Here is an 18161-nt window from a genome sequence, read left to right as displayed (position 1 = left end):
GTGACACCGGATGTCCCGGTGGCCGCTCACGCGGGCCGTTGCAGCACCACCATGCTCCGCCCCACCAGCGTCACCCGATCGCCCGCCGCCACCTTCGGACCCGACCCGGTCAGCAGCACCCCGGCCGGGCGCGCGGTGTCCACGACGGCGTGCCACTGCCGCCCGTGGTTGACCGGCACGGCGAACTCCAGGGTCTCGGCGCTCGCGTTGAACATCAGCAGGAACGAGTCGTCGGAGATCCGCTCCCCGCGCGGGCCCGGCTCCGAGATGGCGTGCCCGTTCAGGAAGACCGTCAGCGCCTTGGCGTGCGCCGCCTGCCAGTCCCGCTGGGTCATCTCCTGACCCTCCGGGGTGAACCAGGCGATGTCGGACAGCTCGTCGTGGGTGCCCTCCACCGGGCGGCCGTGGAAGAACCTCCGGCGCCGGAAGACCGGGTGGTCGCGGCGCAGCCACACCATCGCCCGGGTGAACTCCAGCAGGCTCATGTCCTGCGACGCCTCGTCCGGCTCCCCGACGTCACCACCCGCCGCACCGGCCGGCCCGGGCCAGTGCACCCACGACAGTTCGTTGTCCTGGCAGTAGGCGTTGTTGTTGCCCTGCTGGGTGCGGCCGAACTCGTCGCCGTGGCTGAGCATGGGCACGCCCTGGGACAGCATCAGGGTGGCGATGAAGTTGCGCATCTGGCGCTCGCGCAGCTCCAGCACCTCGGGCCGGTCCGTCTCGCCCTCGGCGCCGCAGTTCCAGGAACGGTTGTGGCTCTCGCCGTCCCGGTTGCCCTCGCCGTTGGCCTCGTTGTGCTTGTCGTTGTACGAGACCAGGTCGTGCAGGGTGAAGCCGTCGTGGCAGGTGGTGAAGTTGATCGAGGCCAGCGGGCGCCGCCCGTCGTCCTGGTACAGATCGGACGAGCCGGTCAGCCGCCCGGCGAACTCGGCCAGGGTCCGGGGCTCGCCCCGCCACAGGTCGCGGACCGTGTCCCGGTACTTGCCGTTCCACTCGGTCCACAGCGGCGGGAAGTTCCCCACCTGGTAGCCGCCCTCGCCCACGTCCCACGGCTCGGCGATCAGCTTCACCTGGCTGACCACCGGGTCCTGCTGCACCAGGTCGAAGAACGACGAAAGCCGGTCCACCTCGTGGAACTGACGGGCCAGCGTGGCCGCCAGGTCGAAGCGGAAGCCGTCCACATGCATCTCGGTCACCCAGTACCGCAGCGAGTCCATGATCATCTGGAGCACGTGCGGCGAGCGCATGAGCAGGGAGTTCCCGGTCCCCGTGGTGTCCATGTAGTAGCGCTGGTCGTCGGTCAGCCGGTAGTACGAGGCGTTGTCCAGCCCCCGGAAGGAGAGCGTGGGGCCCAGGTGGTTGCCCTCGGCGGTGTGGTTGTAGACCACGTCGAGGATCACCTCGATGCCCGCCTGGTGCAGGGCGCGCACGGCCTGCTTGAACTCCAGCACCTGCTCGCCCCGGTCGCCCCAGGAGGCGTAGGCGTTGTGCGGGGCGAAGAATCCGATCGTGTTGTAACCCCAGTAGTTGGCGAGCCCCGCGTCCGCCAGCCGGTGGTCCTGGACGAACTGGTGCACCGGCATCAGCTCGATGGCCGTGACGCCCAGCTCCGTCAGATGGGCGATGATCTCCGGGTGCGCGAGCCCCGCGTACGTGCCGCGCAGCTCCTTGGGCAGCCCCGGATGGAGCATCGTCAGGCCCTTCACATGGGCCTCGTAGATCACCGTGCGGTGATAATCCGTACGCGGCCGGCGGTCGTCGCCCCAGTCGAAGTACGGGTTGACCACGACCGAGCTCATGGTGTGCGGGGCCGAGTCCAGGTCGTTGCGCGCGTCGGGCCGGCCGAAGGGGTAGCCGTACACCGCCTCGCCCCATTTGATCCGCCCGGACACCGCCCGCGCGTAGGGGTCCAGGAGCAGCTTGGCGGAGTTGCACCGCATGCCCCGCTGCGGTTCGTACGGGCCGTGCACCCTGAATCCGTAGCGCTGACTGGGCATCACTCCGGGCAGGTACGCGTGACGGACGAAGGCATCGGTCTCTCTCAGTTCCACCGCCGTCTCGGAACCGTCGTCGTGCAGCAGGCACAACTCGATTCGGTGGGCGGCCTCCGAGAAGACCGCGAAGTTGGTCCCGGCGCCGTCGTACGTGGCACCGAGGGGGTACGCCTGTCCCGGCCAGACCTGCATGGATTCGACTCTTCCAGTTCTGCTGCGGTCGCCTGGGGAATGCTGGCCACCTGGGCCAGATCTTCCCCGAAAGACCGGCTTGTACCTAGGACCCGGCCGACAAACGGGGGCGGCGTCGCCGTGTCACGGCCCGGTCCGGTCAACCTCGCGCCTCTCCGTGTCGCCCGGGAACGGCCTTCGGTCACTCCTCGCCGCCTCTGTCCGGTTTGCGGCCCTTACTGGGGTGTTTAATCACTATGAATCCGCTCACTCCCGCCGAACGCGCCGACGGGAACAGGTTTGATTCCATGGGGAGTTGGTAAAGGAGCCTGCGCATCCGGCTGCACCGGCTCCCGCTCCCGGAGTACCCTTCCTTGATCGTTGGTGGGGGAGTGGAAGGCGGTGCGTGGGTGAGCTCGGGAGGGTTCGAGCTGCCCCCGGGTGACACGGGTCACGAGGGGGATGTGGCCGATGTCCCGCCCGGGGCGGTCTCGCTGGCGCAACCGCTGGAGATCGGTGCGGAACTGGACTGGGGCGCCGACGCCTGGAGCGAGGTGCGCACGCGCGCCCAGCGGGCCGGGCGCGCCTACATCTGGCTGAATCTCGTCGAACAGCGGCTGCGTGCCGTGGTCGCGGCGGTGCTCCGGCCGATCTACGAGCCCGTGCACGGCGAGGACTGGGTGGTGGCCGCCGCAGGCCCTGCCGGGCAGGAGTGGGTGCAGCGGGCGGCCGCCGTGCGCGAGGTCTCCCGCCGCAAGGGCTATCTGCTCGACCCGGCCGACGACAACGTCCTGAGCTTCCTCACGCTGCCCCAGCTGCGCGAGCTGATGGTCCAGCACTGGCCGTGCTTCGAGCCGTACTTCGACGACCGCCGCGATGTCGAACTGGCGCTCGACGAGCTGGAGGTCGCGCGCAACGTCGTCTCCCGCAACCGCGCGCTCAACGAAGCGGTGCTGGCCCAGGCCGAGCGGGCCTCCGCCCGCCTCCTGGAGATGCTGGGCAGCGGGGCGGCCGTGCCCTCCGCCGACCGGCTCCCGGTCGACGCCGTCGAGGAGCTGGTCGGCGACCGGTACGCGGACGTGGTCTCCGTCCACTCCGACCGGGTGCGCCTCCAGCGCCAGCTGCCCGCCGAGGACCTGTTCGGCGACGCCCGCCGCCTCGACGCGATCGGCATCGGGCTCAACCTGCTGGTGCAGAACTTCTCCGGCCGCCGGCTCATCCGGCTCGCCGAGTCGGGCTGCCGGATACGGCTGCTCTTCATCAACCCGGCCAGCAGCGCGGTCAAGCGCCGCGAGCGGGAGCTCGGGCTCAAGAAGGGCGAGCTGAGCCGGTCGGTGGAGATGAACATCCTGCACATGCGGCGGGTGCGCTCCAAGCTCCGCGACCCGGGCGCCTTCGAGATCCACGTCTTCGACGAGACCCCGCGCTTCACGGCCTACCTGGTGGACGGCGACGGGGCCGACGCGGTGGGCGTCGTGCAGACCTATCTGCGCCGGGCACGCGGCATGGAGGCGCCGGTGCTGGTGCTGCGCGGCGGCGGGCGTGCGGTGGTCCGGGCGGGGCAGGGGTACGAGCACGGGCTGTTCGAGACCTACCGCGAGGAGTTCGAATCCGTCTGGACGGACTCCCGGCCGGTCTCCTGACCGGGCGTTGTCAGTGGCCCGTGCGAGGGTGGTCGTCATCCGGGGGAGCACCACGAAGGAGGTACGGGATGAGCTGGCACCGGCATGCGCTGGTCGGCTTCGATCTGGAGACGACGGGGACGGACCCGCTGGAGGCCCGCATCGTGACGGCCGCGGTGATCGCCGTGGACGGGCTGGACGGCGAGCCGGTGGACCGGCACAGCTGGCTGGCCGACCCGGGCATCCGCATCCCCGCCCAAGCCTCCGCGATCCACGGCATCAGCAGTGAGCGGGCCGCGTCCGAGGGCCGGCCGGCGCGCGAGGTGGCCGACGAGATCGCCGACACCCTGGCCGGCTACTGGCGCCGGGGCGTCCCCGTCGTCGCGTACAACGCGGCCTTCGATCTGACGCTGCTCACCGCCGAGTTGCACCGCCACCGGCTGCCCTCGCTCAGCGACCGGCTCGACGGCGCCCCCATCGGGCCCGTCATCGACCCGTACACCATCGACCGGGCCGTCGACCGCTACCGCAAGGGCAAGCGGAACCTTGAGGCGGTCTGCGTCGAGTACGGCGTGGTCCACGGCGGGGCGCACGACGCGGCGGCGGACGCGCTGGCCGCGGTGCGCGTGGCGTACGCGATAGCCGGCCGGCACCGCGCGGTGGCCGAGCTGGACGCCGCCCGGCTCCACGAGCGCCAGATCGCCTGGTACGCGGAGTGGGCCGCCGACTTCCAGCAGTTCCTGCGCCGCAAGGGCACCGCCGACGCGGAGATCGACGGCCGCTGGCCGGTCCGGGAGCCGGCGCCGGCCGCCGAATCGAGCCCGGCCGTATCCAGCCCGTCCGGCGATTGAGGACAAGTGCTTGGCCGGTGCGCGGGTCGGCCAGGCCGAACCAAGCCCGTCCGGCGATTGAGGACAGGCGCTTGGCCGGTGCGTGGGCCGGCTCGGCCGTATCCAGGCCGTCCGGCGATTGAGGACAGAACCCTCAGAAGGGGTACCACCGCACCGCCGTGTCCCCGTCCCGCAGGGACGCCACGCGCCGACGGAATTCGGCGAGAGCCGCCGCGTTGGCCGGGGCGTGCTGCGCGACCCACGCACAGCTCGCCGTCTCCCGCGCCCCGCGCAGCACCCCGCAGCCCTCCCACTCGCGCACGTCCCAGCCGTACGCCTCGGTGAACGCGTCATAGGCCCCGGCCGCCAGGCCGTACCGGTCGCGGGACAGGGCGAGGACCACCAGGTCGTGCTCGCGCAGGTCCGCGGCGAAGGTCTCCAGGTCCACCAGGACCGGTCCGGCCGGGCCGACATGGACGTTGCGTGCCAGCGCGTCGCCGTGGATGGGGCCCGGGGGCAGATGCGGGACCAGCGCCGCTGCCGCCGCCGCGAAGCCGTCGCGGCGCTCGCGCAGATAGTCGGCGTCGGCCGGGTCGATCGCGTCGCCCGCCAGGTGCAGCCAGCGCTCGACGCCGCCGAGCAGCTCGCGGCGGGGCAGAGTGAAGTCCGCGGGCGCGGGCAGCGCGTGCACGGCGGTGAGCAGCGGGGCCAGGTCGCGCGGTTCGGCCGGGCGCACCGCCTCGGGCAGCCGGTGCCACAGGGTCACCGGGTGGCCCTCGACCAGCCGCGCCCCGGGCTCGGCGGCCCGCACGGCGGGCACGCCCGAGTCGGCGAGCCACCGCGCGACGGCCACCTCGCGCTCGGCCCGCTCCCGCAGCTCCGGGCTGCGCACGGCGTCCCGGCCGACCTTGACGACGAGGTCACCGGCCGCGAACACGGCGTTCTCGCCGAGCGCGAGCAGTTCGGCGTCACCGGAGAACCCGGCGGCGGTGAGCACCTCGCGCGCTTCCATCTCGTTCATGGATCCGATTTTCGCATCCGTGCAGGTTGTCTTGACGAACCGGCGGCCCGTCAGCACGATGACGGAGGCCACCTGAGCGGCCAGAACGGCCTAAAGCCGATCGAATGACGCAAAGGGGGCTCATCCATGACATTGGCGAGTGCAACCGTGCGGTCCGGGCGGCACGGTCCGCCGGACAAGCGGCGCACCGAGCGGTCCGCGCGGCCCGGCGGGGCCCCCGGCACCTGGTTCCTGGTGCTGCCGGCCCTCATCCCGATCCTGGTCCTGAGCGTCGGCCCGCTGCTCTACGGCATCTTGCTGGCCTTCACCGACTCCCAGTCGGGCCGCACCCGCGCCACCCAGTGGGTCGGCACGCTGAACTTCCAGGACCTGCTGCACGACGGGCTGTTCTGGGAGTCGTTCCGGATCGGCCTGGTGTGGGCGGTCGGCGTCACCGTCCCGCAGTTCCTGCTCGCGCTCGGCCTCGCCCTGCTGCTCAACGAGAACCTGCGGATGCGCTGGCTGGCCCGGGCCCTGGCGATCATCCCGTGGGCGATGCCCGAGGTCGTCGTCGGCATCATGTGGCGGCTCGTCTACAACCCGGATGCCGGCATCCTCAACGAGACCATCCGCGACCTGGGCCTCGGGGACGGCCGGGACTGGCTGACCGGGCTCGCCACCGCCCTGCCCGCGGTGATCCTCGTCGGCGTCTGGGCCGGCATGCCGCAGACCACCGTCGCCCTGCTGGCCGGGCTGCAGAACACCCCGCAGGAACTCCACGAGGCCGCGGCCCTGGACGGCGCGGGTGCCTGGCGCAGGTTCCGGACCGTCACCTGGCCCGCCATCCGGCCGGTCGCCCTGTCCATCACCGCGCTCAATTTTATTTGGAACTTCAACTCCTTCGCGCTGGTCTACGTCCTGACCAACGGCGGCCCCGGCGTCCGCACCCGGCTGCCGATGCTCTTCGCGTACGAGGAGGCATTCCGGTACGGGCAGTTCGGCTACGCCGCCGCGATGGGCTGTGTGATGGTCGCGGTGATCTCCGTGATCCTCGCCGTGTACCTCGCCGGACGGCTCGGGGGAGGCGAGGACCGGTGAGCATGCGCACCAAGCGGTCCGTGCGCGCCGGGCAGTATCTGGCGCTGCTGTGCTACCTGGTCTTCCTGGCGTTCCCGTTCCTCTGGCTGATCTCCACGGCCTTCAAACCCGCGCCCGAGCTGGGGTCCCTGCACCCGACCTGGATTCCCCGGGACCCGACGCTGGACAACTTCCGGCAGGCGTTCGACGAGCAGCCGCTGCTGCGGGCCGCCGCCAACTCGCTGATCGCCGCGCTCTCGGCCGGGGTCGTCGCCGTCGTCATCGCCACGCCGATGGCCTATGTGATGGCCCGCCACCGCACCCGGCTCGCCACGGCGGCCACCGGCTGGGTCGTGGTCAGCCAGGCGTTCCCCTTCGTCCTGCTGATCATTCCGCTCTTCCTGGTCCTCAAGCACCTGCACCTGATCAACACGCTCGCGGGGCTGATCATGGTCTACGTGGTGTGGGCCCTGCCCTTCGCGCTGTGGATGCTCGTGGGCTACGTACGGGCCGTGCCGCCCGAACTGGAGGAGGCGGCGGCGGTCGACGGGGCGGGCCGGCTGCGGACGCTGGTCTCGGTCACCGCCCCGCTGCTGGCCCCCGGCATCGTCGCCACGGCCCTCTTCGCGTTCATCACCGCGTGGAACGAGTTCTTCTTCGCGCTCGTCCTCCTCAAGACACCGGAGAAGCAGACCTTGCCGGTCGTACTGACACACTTCCTCGGTGCCGAGGGCGCCGCCGACCTCGGCCCGCTCGCCGCCGCCGCGTTCCTCGCCACCCTCCCCTCGCTCGTCCTGTTCGCCGTCATCCAGCGCCGGATCACCGGCGGCATGCTGGCCGGGGCGGTGAAGAGCTGATGCGCGCGCTGGTACGTACGGCAGCCGCGGCGGCCACCGCGATGGCCCTGCTGCTCACCGGCTGCGGCGGAGGGGGCGGCGACGGCGACGCGGACGGGAAGATCCGGCTCCGCTTCCAGTCGCTGGCCTGGCAGAAGGAGTCCGTCGACATCAACAAGCAGCTGGTGAAGGAGTGGAACGCGGCCCACCCCGGCATCCAGGTCCAGTACGTCCAGGGCAGCTGGGACAGCGTCCACGACCAGCTCCTCACCTCCTTCGAGGGCGGCGAGGCGCCCGACGTCATCCACGATGCCTCCGACGACCTCGCGGACTTCGCGTACGGGGGCTACCTCGCCGACCTGCGCACGCTCCTGCCGGACCGGCTGACCGGAGACATCCCCCGGCAGAGTTGGCAGACCACCACCTTCGACGGCGGGGTCTACGGAGTGCCCTTCCTCCAGGAGCCCCGGGTCCTGATCGCCAACACCAGGATCCTCAAGGAATCCGGAGTCCGTATCCCCACCCCCGAGAAGCCCTGGAGCTGGCCGGAGTTCCGGGAGGTGACCAAGGAGCTGACGGGCAAGGGACGCTACGGGGTCGCCTGGCCGCTCAAGGAACCCGTCTCCGTCACCCTCAACCTCGGCCTCTCGGCCGGCGGCGAGCTCTTCCACCGGGGCGCCGACGGAAAGGTGACCGTCGCGATGGGGGAGGACGACCAGGTGGTCCCGGACACCATCCACGACCAGGTCGACACCGACCACAGCGCCGCCCGCACCGCGCTCGGCATGGGCGGCGGCGACACCCTGCCCGGCTTCTTCGGCGGCAAGTACGCGATGGTGCCGCTCGGCTTCTCCTACCGCCAGCAGGTCGTCGAGCAGGCGCCGAAGGGCTTCGAGTGGACGGTGCTGCCCGCCCCGGCCGGCCGGGACGGCCTCGCCCAGGGGGTGAGCCCGCAGACCCTGTCCGTCGCCGAGGACAGCCCGCACAAGAAGGAAGCCGTTCAGTTCATCGACTTCCTGCTGCGGCCGGCGAACATGGTGCGCCTGGCCAAGGGCGACTGGATGCTGCCGACCGGCACCGAGGCGCTGGCCGACCCCGCCCTGCACACCGCGGACCGGGGCTGGGCCACCGGCGCCGCCCTCGCCGGAGCGCTGCGCTCCGCACCGGCCCAGTCCGTGCGCGGCTACCCCGAGTGGAAGGACAAGGTCGCCACCCCCGCGCTCCAGGAGTACTACAGCGGGGCGATCGACGCGGCCGAGCTGAAGAAGCGTCTGGTGTCCGACGGCAACCGGGTCCTGGCCCGCTACCAGCGCTGAACGCGCACGCCCTCCTCCCGGACTCCGGGAGGAGGGCGTGCGCGCGGCCGGGGTCAGACGCCGACCCGCTCCGGCTCCCCGCCGCCGAGGACCGGTGCGGCCTCGTCCGGCACGTCGTCGTACGACTGGTCGTGGGTCATGTCCGGCAGCCACCGCAGCCACTTCGGGAAGTACCAGTTGCGCTCGCCCAGCAGGGCCATCGCGGCCGGCAGCAGGACACCGCGGATGATCGTCGCGTCGATCAGCACGGCCGCAGGACCTCTCCGACTTGCGGACAGGTCGTGCCCCCGAGACGGAGGGTCGAAGCCCCTTACACGTAAAGGTGGTTGGCGCATCGGTGCGCGGGTGAGGGCTTCTTGTGACGAAAGCTTGACGACTGCGTCAGAGCCGTATGAAGGTCTTGATCTGTGCGCGTCAATCGGTAAAGGTTTCGAACAACCCCCGGAGATTTTCCGGCCGGAGGCCAATCCCCCCACAAAGAATGACGAGGAGACCCCTCTTCATGGCAATTCACAAGCGCGTACGCCGGTTCAAGCTGACCGCTTCCATCACCGCGGTGGCGGCCGCCGCCGGCGTCACCCTGCTGGGCAGCCCGATGGCGGGGGCGGCACCCGCTCCCGCCATGGGCAAGATCTACGGCGCCGACGCGGCGACCGCGGTCTCCGGCAGCTACATCGTGATGCTGGACCACAAGGCGGACAAGACGAAGCTGGCCAAGGAGTACGGCGGCAAGCTGAACCGCAACTACAGCTCCGCCATCAACGGCTTCTCCGCCAGCGGCCTCACCGAGACCGAGGCCAAGCGGCTCGCCGCCGACCCGGCCGTCTCCAAGGTCGTCCAGAACAAGAAGTTCCACATCGACGCCACCCAGGACAACCCGCCGTCCTGGGGCCTGGACCGCATCGACCAGACCGGGACCGCCGGCGACAACGCCTACACCTACCCGGACAGCGCCGGCGAAGGTGTCACCGCGTACGTCATCGACACCGGGGTCCGCATCACGCACGAGGAGTTCGAGGGCCGGGCCAGCTACGGCTACGACGCCGTGGACGACGACGACGTCGCCGACGACGGCTACGGCCACGGCACCCACGTGGCCGGCACCATAGCCGGTGCGACGTACGGTGTCGCCAAGAAGGCCAAGATCGTGGCCGTGCGAGTCCTGGACGACTCGGGCTCGGGCACCACCGAGCAGGTCATCGCCGGCATCGACTGGGTCACCGCGAACCACGAGGGTCCGTCCGTCGCCAACATGAGCCTCGGCGGCGGCGTGGACGAGGCGCTCGACGCGGCGGTCCAGAAGTCCATCGCCTCCGGTGTCACCTACGGAGTGGCCGCCGGCAACGAGTCGGGCGACGCGAGCGAGTCCTCCCCGGCGCGCGTCCCGGAGGCCATCACGGTCGCCTCGTCCACGGTGGACGACGGGCAGTCGTACTTCTCCAACTACGGCTCGCTCGTGGACCTCTACGCCCCGGGCTCGGACATCACCTCGGCGTGGAACGACAGCGACACCGGCACGGACACCATCTCCGGTACGTCCATGGCGACCCCGCACGTCGTCGGTGCCGCCGCCGTCTACCTGGCCGGACACCCGGACGCCACCCCGGACGAGGTCGCCACGGCCCTGACCGGCGGTGCCACCCCGGGCGCCATCAGCGACGCCACCGCGGGCACCGCGAACAAGCTCCTGAAGGTCGTCGAGTAACAGCGCACCCGACCGGCGGCCACCGCGCTCTCCCCCACGGGGCGCGGCGGCCGCACGGCCCGGCGGGACCGTCCTAAGCTGGGCCCATGACGACCGATGCGGGCGGGGGCGGGGCATGACGGAGCCGGCGCCGGGCGTGGCCGCGGCCATCGAGGGCGAGCTCCGGCTCATGGACCCCGTGGTCCGGGCCTCCACCGTCCTCCTCGACCAGGTGCTGCACCCCGACTACCACGAGGTCGACACCGCCGGCCGCCACTGGGACCGGGCCACGGTCATCGACTCGCTCATCTCGGGCCTGGCCCCGCGGCCGGGCCAGCTCACCGCCTCCCGGATGCGCGGCGTCAACCTCGCCGACGAGCTCGTCCACCTCACCTTCGACACCGAGGCCAAGGGCAGGCGCGCCCACCGCAGTTCGCTGTGGCGGCTCACCGATGCGGGCTGGCTGCTCTACTACCACCAGGCCACCCCCTTCGACGCGGCCCCCGAGGTCAGCGACGGGGCGAACGCCGGGCGCGGGCCGTCCACCGGCCGTCCGTGCGGGTGATGTGCACCGGGTGCCCGAAGCACTCGCTGACCCGGTCCGTGGTCAGCACCTCGTCCGCAGCACCCGAGGCCAGGCACCGCCCGCCGCGCAGCAGCATCGCATGCGTGGTCGACGCCGGCAGCTCCTCCAGATGATGCGTGACCAGCACCGTCGCCAGTTCCGGATGCTCCTCGCGCAACGCGTCCAGGCTGTCCAGCAGCTGCTCCCGGGCGGCCAGGTCGAGCCCGGTCGCCGGCTCGTCGAGCAGCAGCAGCCGGGGCTGCGGCATCAGGGCGCGGGCGATCAGCGTCCGGCCGCGCTCACCCTGCGAGAGCGCCGGCCAGCGCGACCCCGTCTTGTCGCCCATGCCCAGCATCGTCAGCAGCCGCTCCGCCCGCTCCCGCTGCCCAGGGCCCGGCGACCAGCGCGGCACCGGCTCGACCGAGTTCGTCAGGCCCGTCAGCACCACCTCGTCCACCGTCAGAGGGGACCGCAGCGGATGACGCGGATTGACATGGCCCAGCAGCGTCCGCAGCTCCCGCAGATCCACCCGCCCCAGCGTCCGGCCCAGCACCTCGACCGAACCCCGGGTCGGGTGCGTGACCGCGCCGAGCAGCCCGAGCAGCGTGCTCTTGCCCGCCCCGTTGGCACCGAGCAGCGCCCAGTGCTCCCCGCCGCGCACGGTGAGCGAGACCGAGTCGAGCAGGACGTTCCCGTCACGTACGAGCGAGACCCCCTCGGCGCGGATGACCGGCACCGGGGCCGTGGCGACGGAGGGGGACAGAGGTGCGGTGGTGGTCACGTGCGGCTGCTCCTTCGTACGGGCGCGAGCGCCTTCCGGCGCACCGGAGAGCCTAGTCCGTGGCCCATACACCCTCCCCGGCCGCCCGCCCGCTGTCGCCTTTCTTCAATACCGGCCGGGCCATGCGCACCTACGTTGTCGTGCATGAAGAACGAGCACGCCCACATGACCGAATGCGCCGCCGAGGCCGCCCGTGTGGCCCGGGGCGTCAGCGCCCGACAGCTGGAGGCGACCGCCACCCCCTGCGCGGACTGGGACGTCCGCACGCTCATCAACCACTGGGTCCTCTACACCTCGCACGGCATGGAGCACCGCGCCCTGCGCACCGAGCTCCCCGAGGAGCTGATCGCCCGCGACTTCACCGCCGACGCCGACTGGGCCGAGCAGTACGCCGCCCAGCTGGACCGGGCCGTCGCCGCCTGGGCCGACCCGACCGTTTGGGAAGGCACCATCGGCACCGGCGAGTCTGCGTCCCCGGCCGCCGACACCGCCGCCATGCTCATCGAGGAGATCGCCCTGCACGGCTGGGACGTCGCCCGCGCCACCGGCCAGGAGTTCCGGCTCTCCGACGAGGCCGCCGCCCACGTGCTGGGGACCGTCGAGAAGACCGCCGCGCTCTACCGCCAGTACGAGGGCTTCACCGACGAGGTGGACGCCCCCGGGGCCACCGGATTCACCCGCGCCCTCGCCCTGAGCGGACGCGACCCGCAGTGGACCGCGGGCTGAAAGTGGCCCAGGACGCGGGGCGCCGAATGGCCCGGGGGAGTGCGCCACCGGCTGGCTAGGCTCACCCCATGAGCGCACACCGCACCCCGGAACAGGGCAGGCCCGTCGTCGACTTCTACTTCGACCCGGCCTGCCCGTTCGCCTGGATCACCTCCCGCTGGATGCTGGAGGTGGAGCAGCACCGCGACATCGGACTCCGCTTCCACGTCATGAGCCTCTACCTGCACAACACCGGCAACGAACTCCCCGACTGGTACCGCGACCTGGTCGACCGGTCGATCGGCCCGGTGCGGGTCGCCGCCGCCGCGGCCGAGGAACACGGCGAGGAGGTGCTCCGCGACCTGTACACGGCCCTCGGCAGCCGTATCCACCAGCAGAAGAACGAGGATTTCGACGAGGTCGTCGCCCAGTCCCTCGCCGAACTGGGCCTGCCCGCAGGGCTCGCGGGGGCCGCGCACACCGAGGCGTACGACGAGGCCGTGCGGCGCAGCCACGAGGCGGGCCAGGACCCGGAGGCGGGCGGGTACGTGGGCACCCCCACGATCCACGTGGACGGGACGGTCTGGTTCGGGCCGGTGCTGCGGGCGATCCCGCGCGGCGAGGAGGCGGCCCGGCTGTTCGACAGCTTCCGGGTGCTCGCCGGCCACGCGGACTTCTTCGAGCTCAAGCGCACCCGCACGGGCGGCATCGACGTGGGCTGAGCGGCCCGGCCGGCTCAGGCGCTGAGCGGGACCGGGCGCGCGGACCGCACGCGGGCCCCGTCGTACCGGTCCAGCAGCAGCCGGGCCAGCTCGGGCGCCGGCCCCAGCACCCCGGCCAGCACGTCCGCGCCGGCCTCGGCCGCCCCCGCAGCGATGCGGTCCGGGAGGCGGCCGGGCGCGATCACGTACGGGGCGACCGCCACCCGGCGCACGCCGTCGGCCCGCAGGGCCCGTACCGCGTCCTCGGTGCGGGGGAGGGATGCGGAGGCGAACGCAGGCCGCACGGAACACCAACCGGTGTGCCGCAGCTCCCGCGCGATTTCAGCGATCACTGCGATCGCCTCCGGGTCTGAGGAGCCCGCCGAGGCCAGGACGAGCCCGGTCGAGCTTCGGTCGCCGGGGCGGACCCCGGCCTCGTCCAGCCGCCGTTCCAGGGCGGCGTTCAGCAGCGGCGACGGGCCGAGCACCTCGGCCCGGCTCACCCGCAGCCGGGGCAGCGCCGCGCGGGCCTCCCGCAGCACCGCCGGGATGTCCGACTTGGCGTGGAACGCCCGGGTGAGCAGCAGCGGCAGCGCCACCACCTCGTGCGCACCCTCGGCGGCCAGCCGTTCAAGGACCCGCGGCACCGAGGGCGCGTTGAAGTCCAGGAACCCGGTCTCCACGCGCAGCCCCGGCCGCAGCGCCCGTACCCGCGCGGTCAGCGCGTGCACGGTCGCGGCGTGCCGCGGGTCACGGCTGCCGTGGGCGATGACGAGGAGGACCGGAGAGGACATGAGCGCTCAGTTCTTGACGAGGAGACCGCGGCTGCGCAGCACCCACCGCTCCAGCGGACTGAAGATGAGCAGGTCGATGGCGATGCCGACGAACAGGATCAGGATGATGGCGAGGAAGATCCCCGGCATGTCCGCGTTGTTGCGGCCGTTCTCCAGCAACTGCCCGAGCCCGAGGCCCAGTTCGGGAGAGGAGGCGATGATCTCGGCGGCCATCAGCGAACGCCAGGAGAACGCCCAGCCCTGCTTGAGGCCGGCCAGGTAGCCCGGCAGGGCGGCCGGCATCACGATCAGCCAGGTGCCGCGCAGCCCGGTCGCGCCCAGGGTGCGGCCCGCTCGCAGGAAGAGCGGCGGCACCTGGTCGACGCCGGAGACCAGCCCGTTGGCGATCGAGGGCACCGCGCCGAGCAGGATGACCGCGAACATCATCTTGTCGTCGAGGCCGAGCCAGATCACGGCCGGCGCCACCCAGGCGACCGAGGGCAGCGACTGAAGCCCGGACAGGATCGGGCCGATCGCGGCCCGGACGAACTTCACCCGGGCCACCAGCAGGCCGAGCGGGGTGCCGATGGCGACCGAGAGCAGGAAGCCGAGCAGACCGCGCGAGACGCTGGTCCACACCACCTCCAGCAAGGTTCCGCGCAGCCACATGTCACGGGCGCTGTCCCAGACGGCGGAGGGCGAGGGCAGCTTGTAGTCCTCGGTCACCTCGGCCCAGACGAGCACCTGCCACACGACGAGGACCAGGGCCACCGCCAGCAGCGGCGGCAGGACCTTGCGCAGCAGGACCTCGCGCACCGGGGTGCGCTGCACCTGCACCGTGTCCAGGGCGTCCAGGCCCGCCTCCAGACCGGCCAGGTCGTCCGGCTTTCGCGTACCGGGCCCGCTCCCGCCGGACCCCGCCTCGTCCGACTTGATGTCAGTGCTGGCCATGACGGCGGATCTCCCCACGCAGTTGTTCGGTGATCTCGACGGACAGTTCCGCCACTGAGGTGTCCTCGATGCGGCGAGGCTGCTCGATGTCGACCGTCCACTCACGGGCGATCCGGCCGGGGCGGGACGAGAGCAGCACGACGCGCTCGGCGAGCCGTACGGCCTCGCGCACGTTGTGTGTGACGAAGAGGACCGACACATTGGTCTCGCGCCAGATCCGGGTCAGCTCGTCGTGCAGCACATCGCGGGTGATGGCGTCGAGCGCGGCGAACGGCTCGTCCATCAGGAGCAGTCGGCTGTCCTGGGCGAGCGCGCGGGCCATCGCCACGCGCTGCCGCATGCCGCCGGAGAGCTCGTGCACCCGCTTGCCGTACGCCCCGCCCAGACGCACCAGCTCCAGCAGCCGTTCCGCCTCCGGGCGGCGCTGCGACTTCGCTACGCCGCGCAGGCGCAGCGCGAGTTCGATGTTCTTGCCCGCGGTCAGCCACGGGAAGAGGGCGTGCTCCTGGAACATCAGCGCCGGCCGGCCGCCGGGGGTCTCGATGGTCCCCCCGGTCGGCCGGTCGAGTCCGGCCACCAGGTTGAGCAGCGTCGACTTGCCGCATCCGGAGGCTCCCAGAAGGGTGACGAACTCGCCCGGGGCGACATCGAGGCTGATGTCGTCCAGGACCAGCTGCGTTCCCGCGGGCCCGGCGAAGGACTTCGAGACATGTGCGAGACGAGCGGCGTGCCCGACCGAGACACGGTCCTCGGCCTTGGTGAGGGTGTTCGCCATGGTCGTCACCTCCTGGGAGTCTTCGGGCGGCTGGTTACTTGACGCCGAGGCCGGCGTCGTCGGCCTCGGGCTTGCCCGCGGCCTTGAAAATCTTGTTCAGCGGCTTCAGGTCGTAGATGCCCTTGAGGTCGGGCTCCTCCAGCAGACCGGCCTTCACCGCGTGCTGGGCCTGCGCGTCGAGCGTGGCGGCCAGCGGGTCGTCGGTGATCAGGATCGACTTCCACGCCGGGTCGATCACCTCGGCCGGGAGCTCCTTGCCGGTGAGCTTCTTCAGCGCGGCGTTGGCGGAGTGCTTGGCCTTGTCCGGATTGGCGTTGATCCACGCGTTGGTGGCGACGGAGCCGCGCAGCACGGCCTCGACGACGTCCCCGTGCTCCTTGAGGAACTTCTGCGACACGATGATGTTGGTGATCACGAACTTGTCGTCCGGCCACAGCTTCGACTCGTCGAGCAGTTCCTTCGCACCCTCGGCGACCAGCTTGGAGGCGGTCGGCTCGGGGACCCAGGCGCCGTCGATGGAGCCGGAGCGGTAGGCGTCGGGCGTCACCTTGTTGTCCGTACGGACGACGGAGACGTCACCCTTGCCGCTCTGGGCGTCGACCTTCCAGCCCTTCTCGGAGATCCAGTTGAGGAACGCCACGTCCTGGGTGTTGCCGAGCTGCGGGGTGGCGATCTTCTTGCCCAAGAGGTCGTCCAGGGTCTTGATCTTCTTCGGGTTCACGACGAGCTTCACGCCGCCGGAGGCCGAACCGCCGATGATCCGGAGGTTCTTGCCCTTGGACTTGGTGTAGCCGTTGATGGACGGCGAGGGGCCGATGAAGCCGATGTCGATCGAGTTGGCGTTCAGCGCCTCGATCTCGGACGGGCCGGCGTTGAAGGTGGAGGTCTTGAGCTGGGTGCCGCCCAGTTCCTTCTGGAACAGACCCTCCTGGTCGCCCACGAGCGCGGTGGCGTGCGTGAGGTTCGGAAAGTACCCGATGCGCACGGTGTCGGCGGAGAGCTTCTTCCCGTCGGCGGCGGCGTTCGCCTTCTTGACGTCGTCGTCCGTCGACTCGGAACCGTAGCCGCAGGCGGTCAGGGCCACGGCCAGCAGGGGCAGCGCGGCGGCGGCGGCGATGCTGCGACGCAGCGTGGTACGGGGGGCAGGCACGGGAGGTCTTCCTCTCGGAGGCCCGGTGCTCACGCCCCTCGGAATTGCGGGGGCGCGGCCGGGCGGTCGGCGGGTCTTCGTCGATGCGGGCGGTGCGTGCGGAGCTGTTGGAGCTGCCGGGCGCGCAGGCGGTGCGCGTACGTCATCGCGCACATCGCCCGACACCGCCCTGCCCGCTGCCCAGGGCGCCGCTGCCGACGCGGCCGCCCTCCTTCGCGAAGGTCGAGAAGATGTCGATGCCCATCAGAAGTCCCACTCGGCGTCGTCGCCGGCGGCCGGCGCTTCCTCGGCGGCGGCGAACGAGGCGCCCGCCATGCCCGCCGACAGCGTGGTGCCGTCCGCCGGGTCGATCAGGAGGAAGGAGCCGGTGCGGCGCGAGTCGGCGTACGCGTCGAGCGCGAGCGGCTCGGCGGTACGGACCACGACCCGGCCGATGTCGTTGGCGACGAGCTGCCCCGGGGCCGGGTGCTGCGAGAGGTCGTCCAGGGTCAGCCGCGAGGGGATGTCCTTGACGATCGCCTTGACCGTACGGGTGGTGTGCTTGAGCAGCACCCGCTGCCCCACGGTGAGCGGCTGGTCCGCGACATGGCAGACGGTCGCCTCCACGTCCTGGGTGACCGCCGGGGCGTCGTCCACCGGGGCGATGAGGTCGCCGCGCGAGACGTCGATGTCGTCGGTGAGGCGCAGGGTCACCGACTGGGGCGCCCAGGCGATGTCCACGCTGTCCCCGAGCAGGTCGATGCCGGCGATCGTGGAGGTGCGGCCCGAGGGCAGCACGGTGACGGGCTCGCCGACCCGGAACACGCCGGCGGCGATCTGGCCCGCGTAGCCCCGGTAGTCCGGGTGCTCGGCGGTCTGCGGCCGGATCACGTACTGGACGGGGAAGCGGGCGTGGCAGCCGGTGAGGTCGTGGCTGACCGGGACCGTCTCCAGGTGCTCCAGGACGGTCGGGCCGCCGTACCAGTCCATGTGCGCGGACGGCTCCACGACGTTGTCGCCGGCCAGCGCGGAGATCGGGATCGCGGTGATCTCGGGGACGCCGAGGGAGGCCGCGTACGCGGTGAACTCCTCGGCTATCGCGGCGAACACCGGCTCCGCGTACTCGACGAGGTCCATCTTGTTGACGGCCAGCACCACGTGCGGGACGCGCAGCAGGGCGGCGACCGCGGCGTGCCTGCGGGTCTGCTCGACCACCCCGTTGCGGGCGTCGACGAGGACGACGGCCAGTTC

17 protein-coding genes and 1 pseudogene are annotated in these 18161 nt (G+C 71.6%); 9 read left to right on the top strand and 9 right to left on the bottom strand.

The genetic code is table 11. The annotated features are described in order from the left end of the window. Positions 1-26: 26 nt before the first annotated feature. Positions 27-2186, bottom strand: coding sequence for a glycogen debranching protein GlgX (gene glgX, locus E6R18_RS29430; RefSeq protein ID WP_136319924.1), 2160 nt, complete (start codon positions 2184-2186; stop codon positions 27-29). 389 nt (positions 2187-2575) lie between these two features. On the opposite strand from glgX, the gene E6R18_RS29425 reads away from it, so the two are divergent. Both E6R18_RS29425 and E6R18_RS29420 read left to right on the top strand, forming a co-directional pair. Continuing rightward, entirely contained in the window at positions 2576-3808 is a 1233-nt protein-coding gene (locus E6R18_RS29425; RefSeq protein WP_136319923.1) for an SAV2148 family HEPN domain-containing protein, read from the top strand. Positions 3809-3876: 68 nt separating this feature from the next. Next, positions 3877-4638 (top strand): 3'-5' exonuclease, encoded by a 762-nt coding sequence (locus E6R18_RS29420; RefSeq protein ID WP_136319922.1) that lies wholly within the window; start codon positions 3877-3879, stop codon positions 4636-4638. Positions 4639-4771: 133 nt separating this feature from the next. On the opposite strand, the gene E6R18_RS29415 is transcribed toward E6R18_RS29420, so the two are convergent. Next, positions 4772-5638: an aminoglycoside phosphotransferase family protein gene (locus E6R18_RS29415; protein WP_136319921.1), complete on the bottom strand. Its 867-nt coding sequence runs from the start codon at positions 5636-5638 to the stop codon at positions 4772-4774. Positions 5639-5764: 126 nt separating this feature from the next. Here E6R18_RS29415 and E6R18_RS29410 point away from each other — a divergent pair, with 126 nt between their 5' ends. The 3 genes from E6R18_RS29410 to E6R18_RS29400 are packed head-to-tail and all read left to right on the top strand — an operon-like array spanning position 5765 to position 8846. Continuing rightward, positions 5765-6715 carry a sugar ABC transporter permease gene (locus E6R18_RS29410; RefSeq protein WP_206308460.1) on the top strand — a complete coding sequence of 317 codons (951 nt, stop codon included), beginning with the start codon at positions 5765-5767 and terminating at the stop codon, positions 6713-6715. Positions 6716-6717: 2 nt separating this feature from the next. Then, positions 6718-7551, top strand: a complete 834-nt coding sequence (locus E6R18_RS29405; RefSeq protein ID WP_346765012.1) for a carbohydrate ABC transporter permease — start codon at positions 6718-6720, stop codon at positions 7549-7551. Next, entirely contained in the window at positions 7551-8846 is a 1296-nt protein-coding gene (locus E6R18_RS29400) for a sugar ABC transporter substrate-binding protein (RefSeq protein WP_136319919.1), read from the top strand. Before E6R18_RS29405 ends, E6R18_RS29400 begins: the two co-directional genes overlap by 1 nt. A gap of 53 nt (positions 8847-8899) precedes the next feature. Here the strand turns inward: E6R18_RS29400 and E6R18_RS29395 are convergent. Beyond that, positions 8900-9100 (bottom strand): annotated as a pseudogene (locus E6R18_RS29395) (hypothetical protein); the annotation flags it as partial. Between the two features lie 248 nt (positions 9101-9348). On the opposite strand from E6R18_RS29395, the gene E6R18_RS29390 reads away from it, so the two are divergent. Together E6R18_RS29390 and E6R18_RS29385 are read left to right on the top strand one after the other, a co-directional pair. Next, the gene (locus tag E6R18_RS29390; RefSeq protein ID WP_136319918.1) at positions 9349-10551 is read left to right on the top strand and encodes a S8 family peptidase; all 1203 of its coding nucleotides are present in this window, start codon (positions 9349-9351) and stop codon (positions 10549-10551) included. Between the two features lie 115 nt (positions 10552-10666). Next, positions 10667-11095 carry a nuclear transport factor 2 family protein gene (locus tag E6R18_RS29385; protein ID WP_136319917.1) on the top strand — a complete coding sequence of 143 codons (429 nt, stop codon included), beginning with the start codon at positions 10667-10669 and terminating at the stop codon, positions 11093-11095. On the opposite strand, the gene E6R18_RS29380 is transcribed toward E6R18_RS29385, so the two are convergent. Next, the gene (locus tag E6R18_RS29380) at positions 11040-11876 is read right to left on the bottom strand and encodes an ATP-binding cassette domain-containing protein (protein WP_136319916.1); all 837 of its coding nucleotides are present in this window, start codon (positions 11874-11876) and stop codon (positions 11040-11042) included. The two genes, E6R18_RS29385 and E6R18_RS29380, sit on opposite strands and share 56 nt — an antisense overlap. 144 nt (positions 11877-12020) lie before the next feature. Here E6R18_RS29380 and E6R18_RS29375 point away from each other — a divergent pair, with 144 nt between their 5' ends. Further along, entirely contained in the window at positions 12021-12602 is a 582-nt protein-coding gene (locus E6R18_RS29375) for a TIGR03086 family metal-binding protein (protein WP_136319915.1), read from the top strand. A gap of 68 nt (positions 12603-12670) precedes the next feature. Further along, positions 12671-13303 carry a DsbA family protein gene (locus E6R18_RS29370; RefSeq protein WP_136319914.1) on the top strand — a complete coding sequence of 211 codons (633 nt, stop codon included), beginning with the start codon at positions 12671-12673 and terminating at the stop codon, positions 13301-13303. A 14-nt stretch (positions 13304-13317) separates the two neighbouring features. Here the strand turns inward: E6R18_RS29370 and E6R18_RS29365 are convergent, their stop codons facing one another. From E6R18_RS29365 to E6R18_RS29340, 5 genes are all read right to left on the bottom strand, one after another. Beyond that, on the bottom strand, positions 13318-14076 hold the full coding sequence (locus tag E6R18_RS29365; protein WP_136319913.1) for a sirohydrochlorin chelatase: 759 nt from the start codon (positions 14074-14076) through the stop codon (positions 13318-13320). A gap of 6 nt (positions 14077-14082) precedes the next feature. After that, positions 14083-15006: an ABC transporter permease gene (locus tag E6R18_RS29360; protein ID WP_136319912.1), complete on the bottom strand. Its 924-nt coding sequence runs from the start codon at positions 15004-15006 to the stop codon at positions 14083-14085. Beyond that, entirely contained in the window at positions 14993-15781 is a 789-nt protein-coding gene (locus E6R18_RS29355) for an ABC transporter ATP-binding protein (RefSeq protein WP_136319911.1), read from the bottom strand. Before E6R18_RS29355 ends, E6R18_RS29360 begins: the two co-directional genes overlap by 14 nt. A 34-nt stretch (positions 15782-15815) precedes the next feature. Next, a complete protein-coding gene (locus E6R18_RS29350; protein WP_136319910.1) occupies positions 15816-16931 on the bottom strand; it encodes an aliphatic sulfonate ABC transporter substrate-binding protein in 1116 nt (371 codons plus the stop codon). A gap of 243 nt (positions 16932-17174) precedes the next feature. Continuing rightward, a partial coding sequence (locus tag E6R18_RS29340) for a GTP-binding protein (protein ID WP_136319908.1) occupies positions 17175-18161 on the bottom strand: 987 nt, incomplete at its 5' end.

The organism is Streptomyces sp. A1277, assembly GCF_004795015.1.
Classification (GTDB): domain Bacteria; phylum Actinomycetota; class Actinomycetes; order Streptomycetales; family Streptomycetaceae; genus Streptomyces.
Note: the sequence above shows the minus strand (reverse complement) of the source record. Positions and strands in the feature narration are given on the sequence as shown.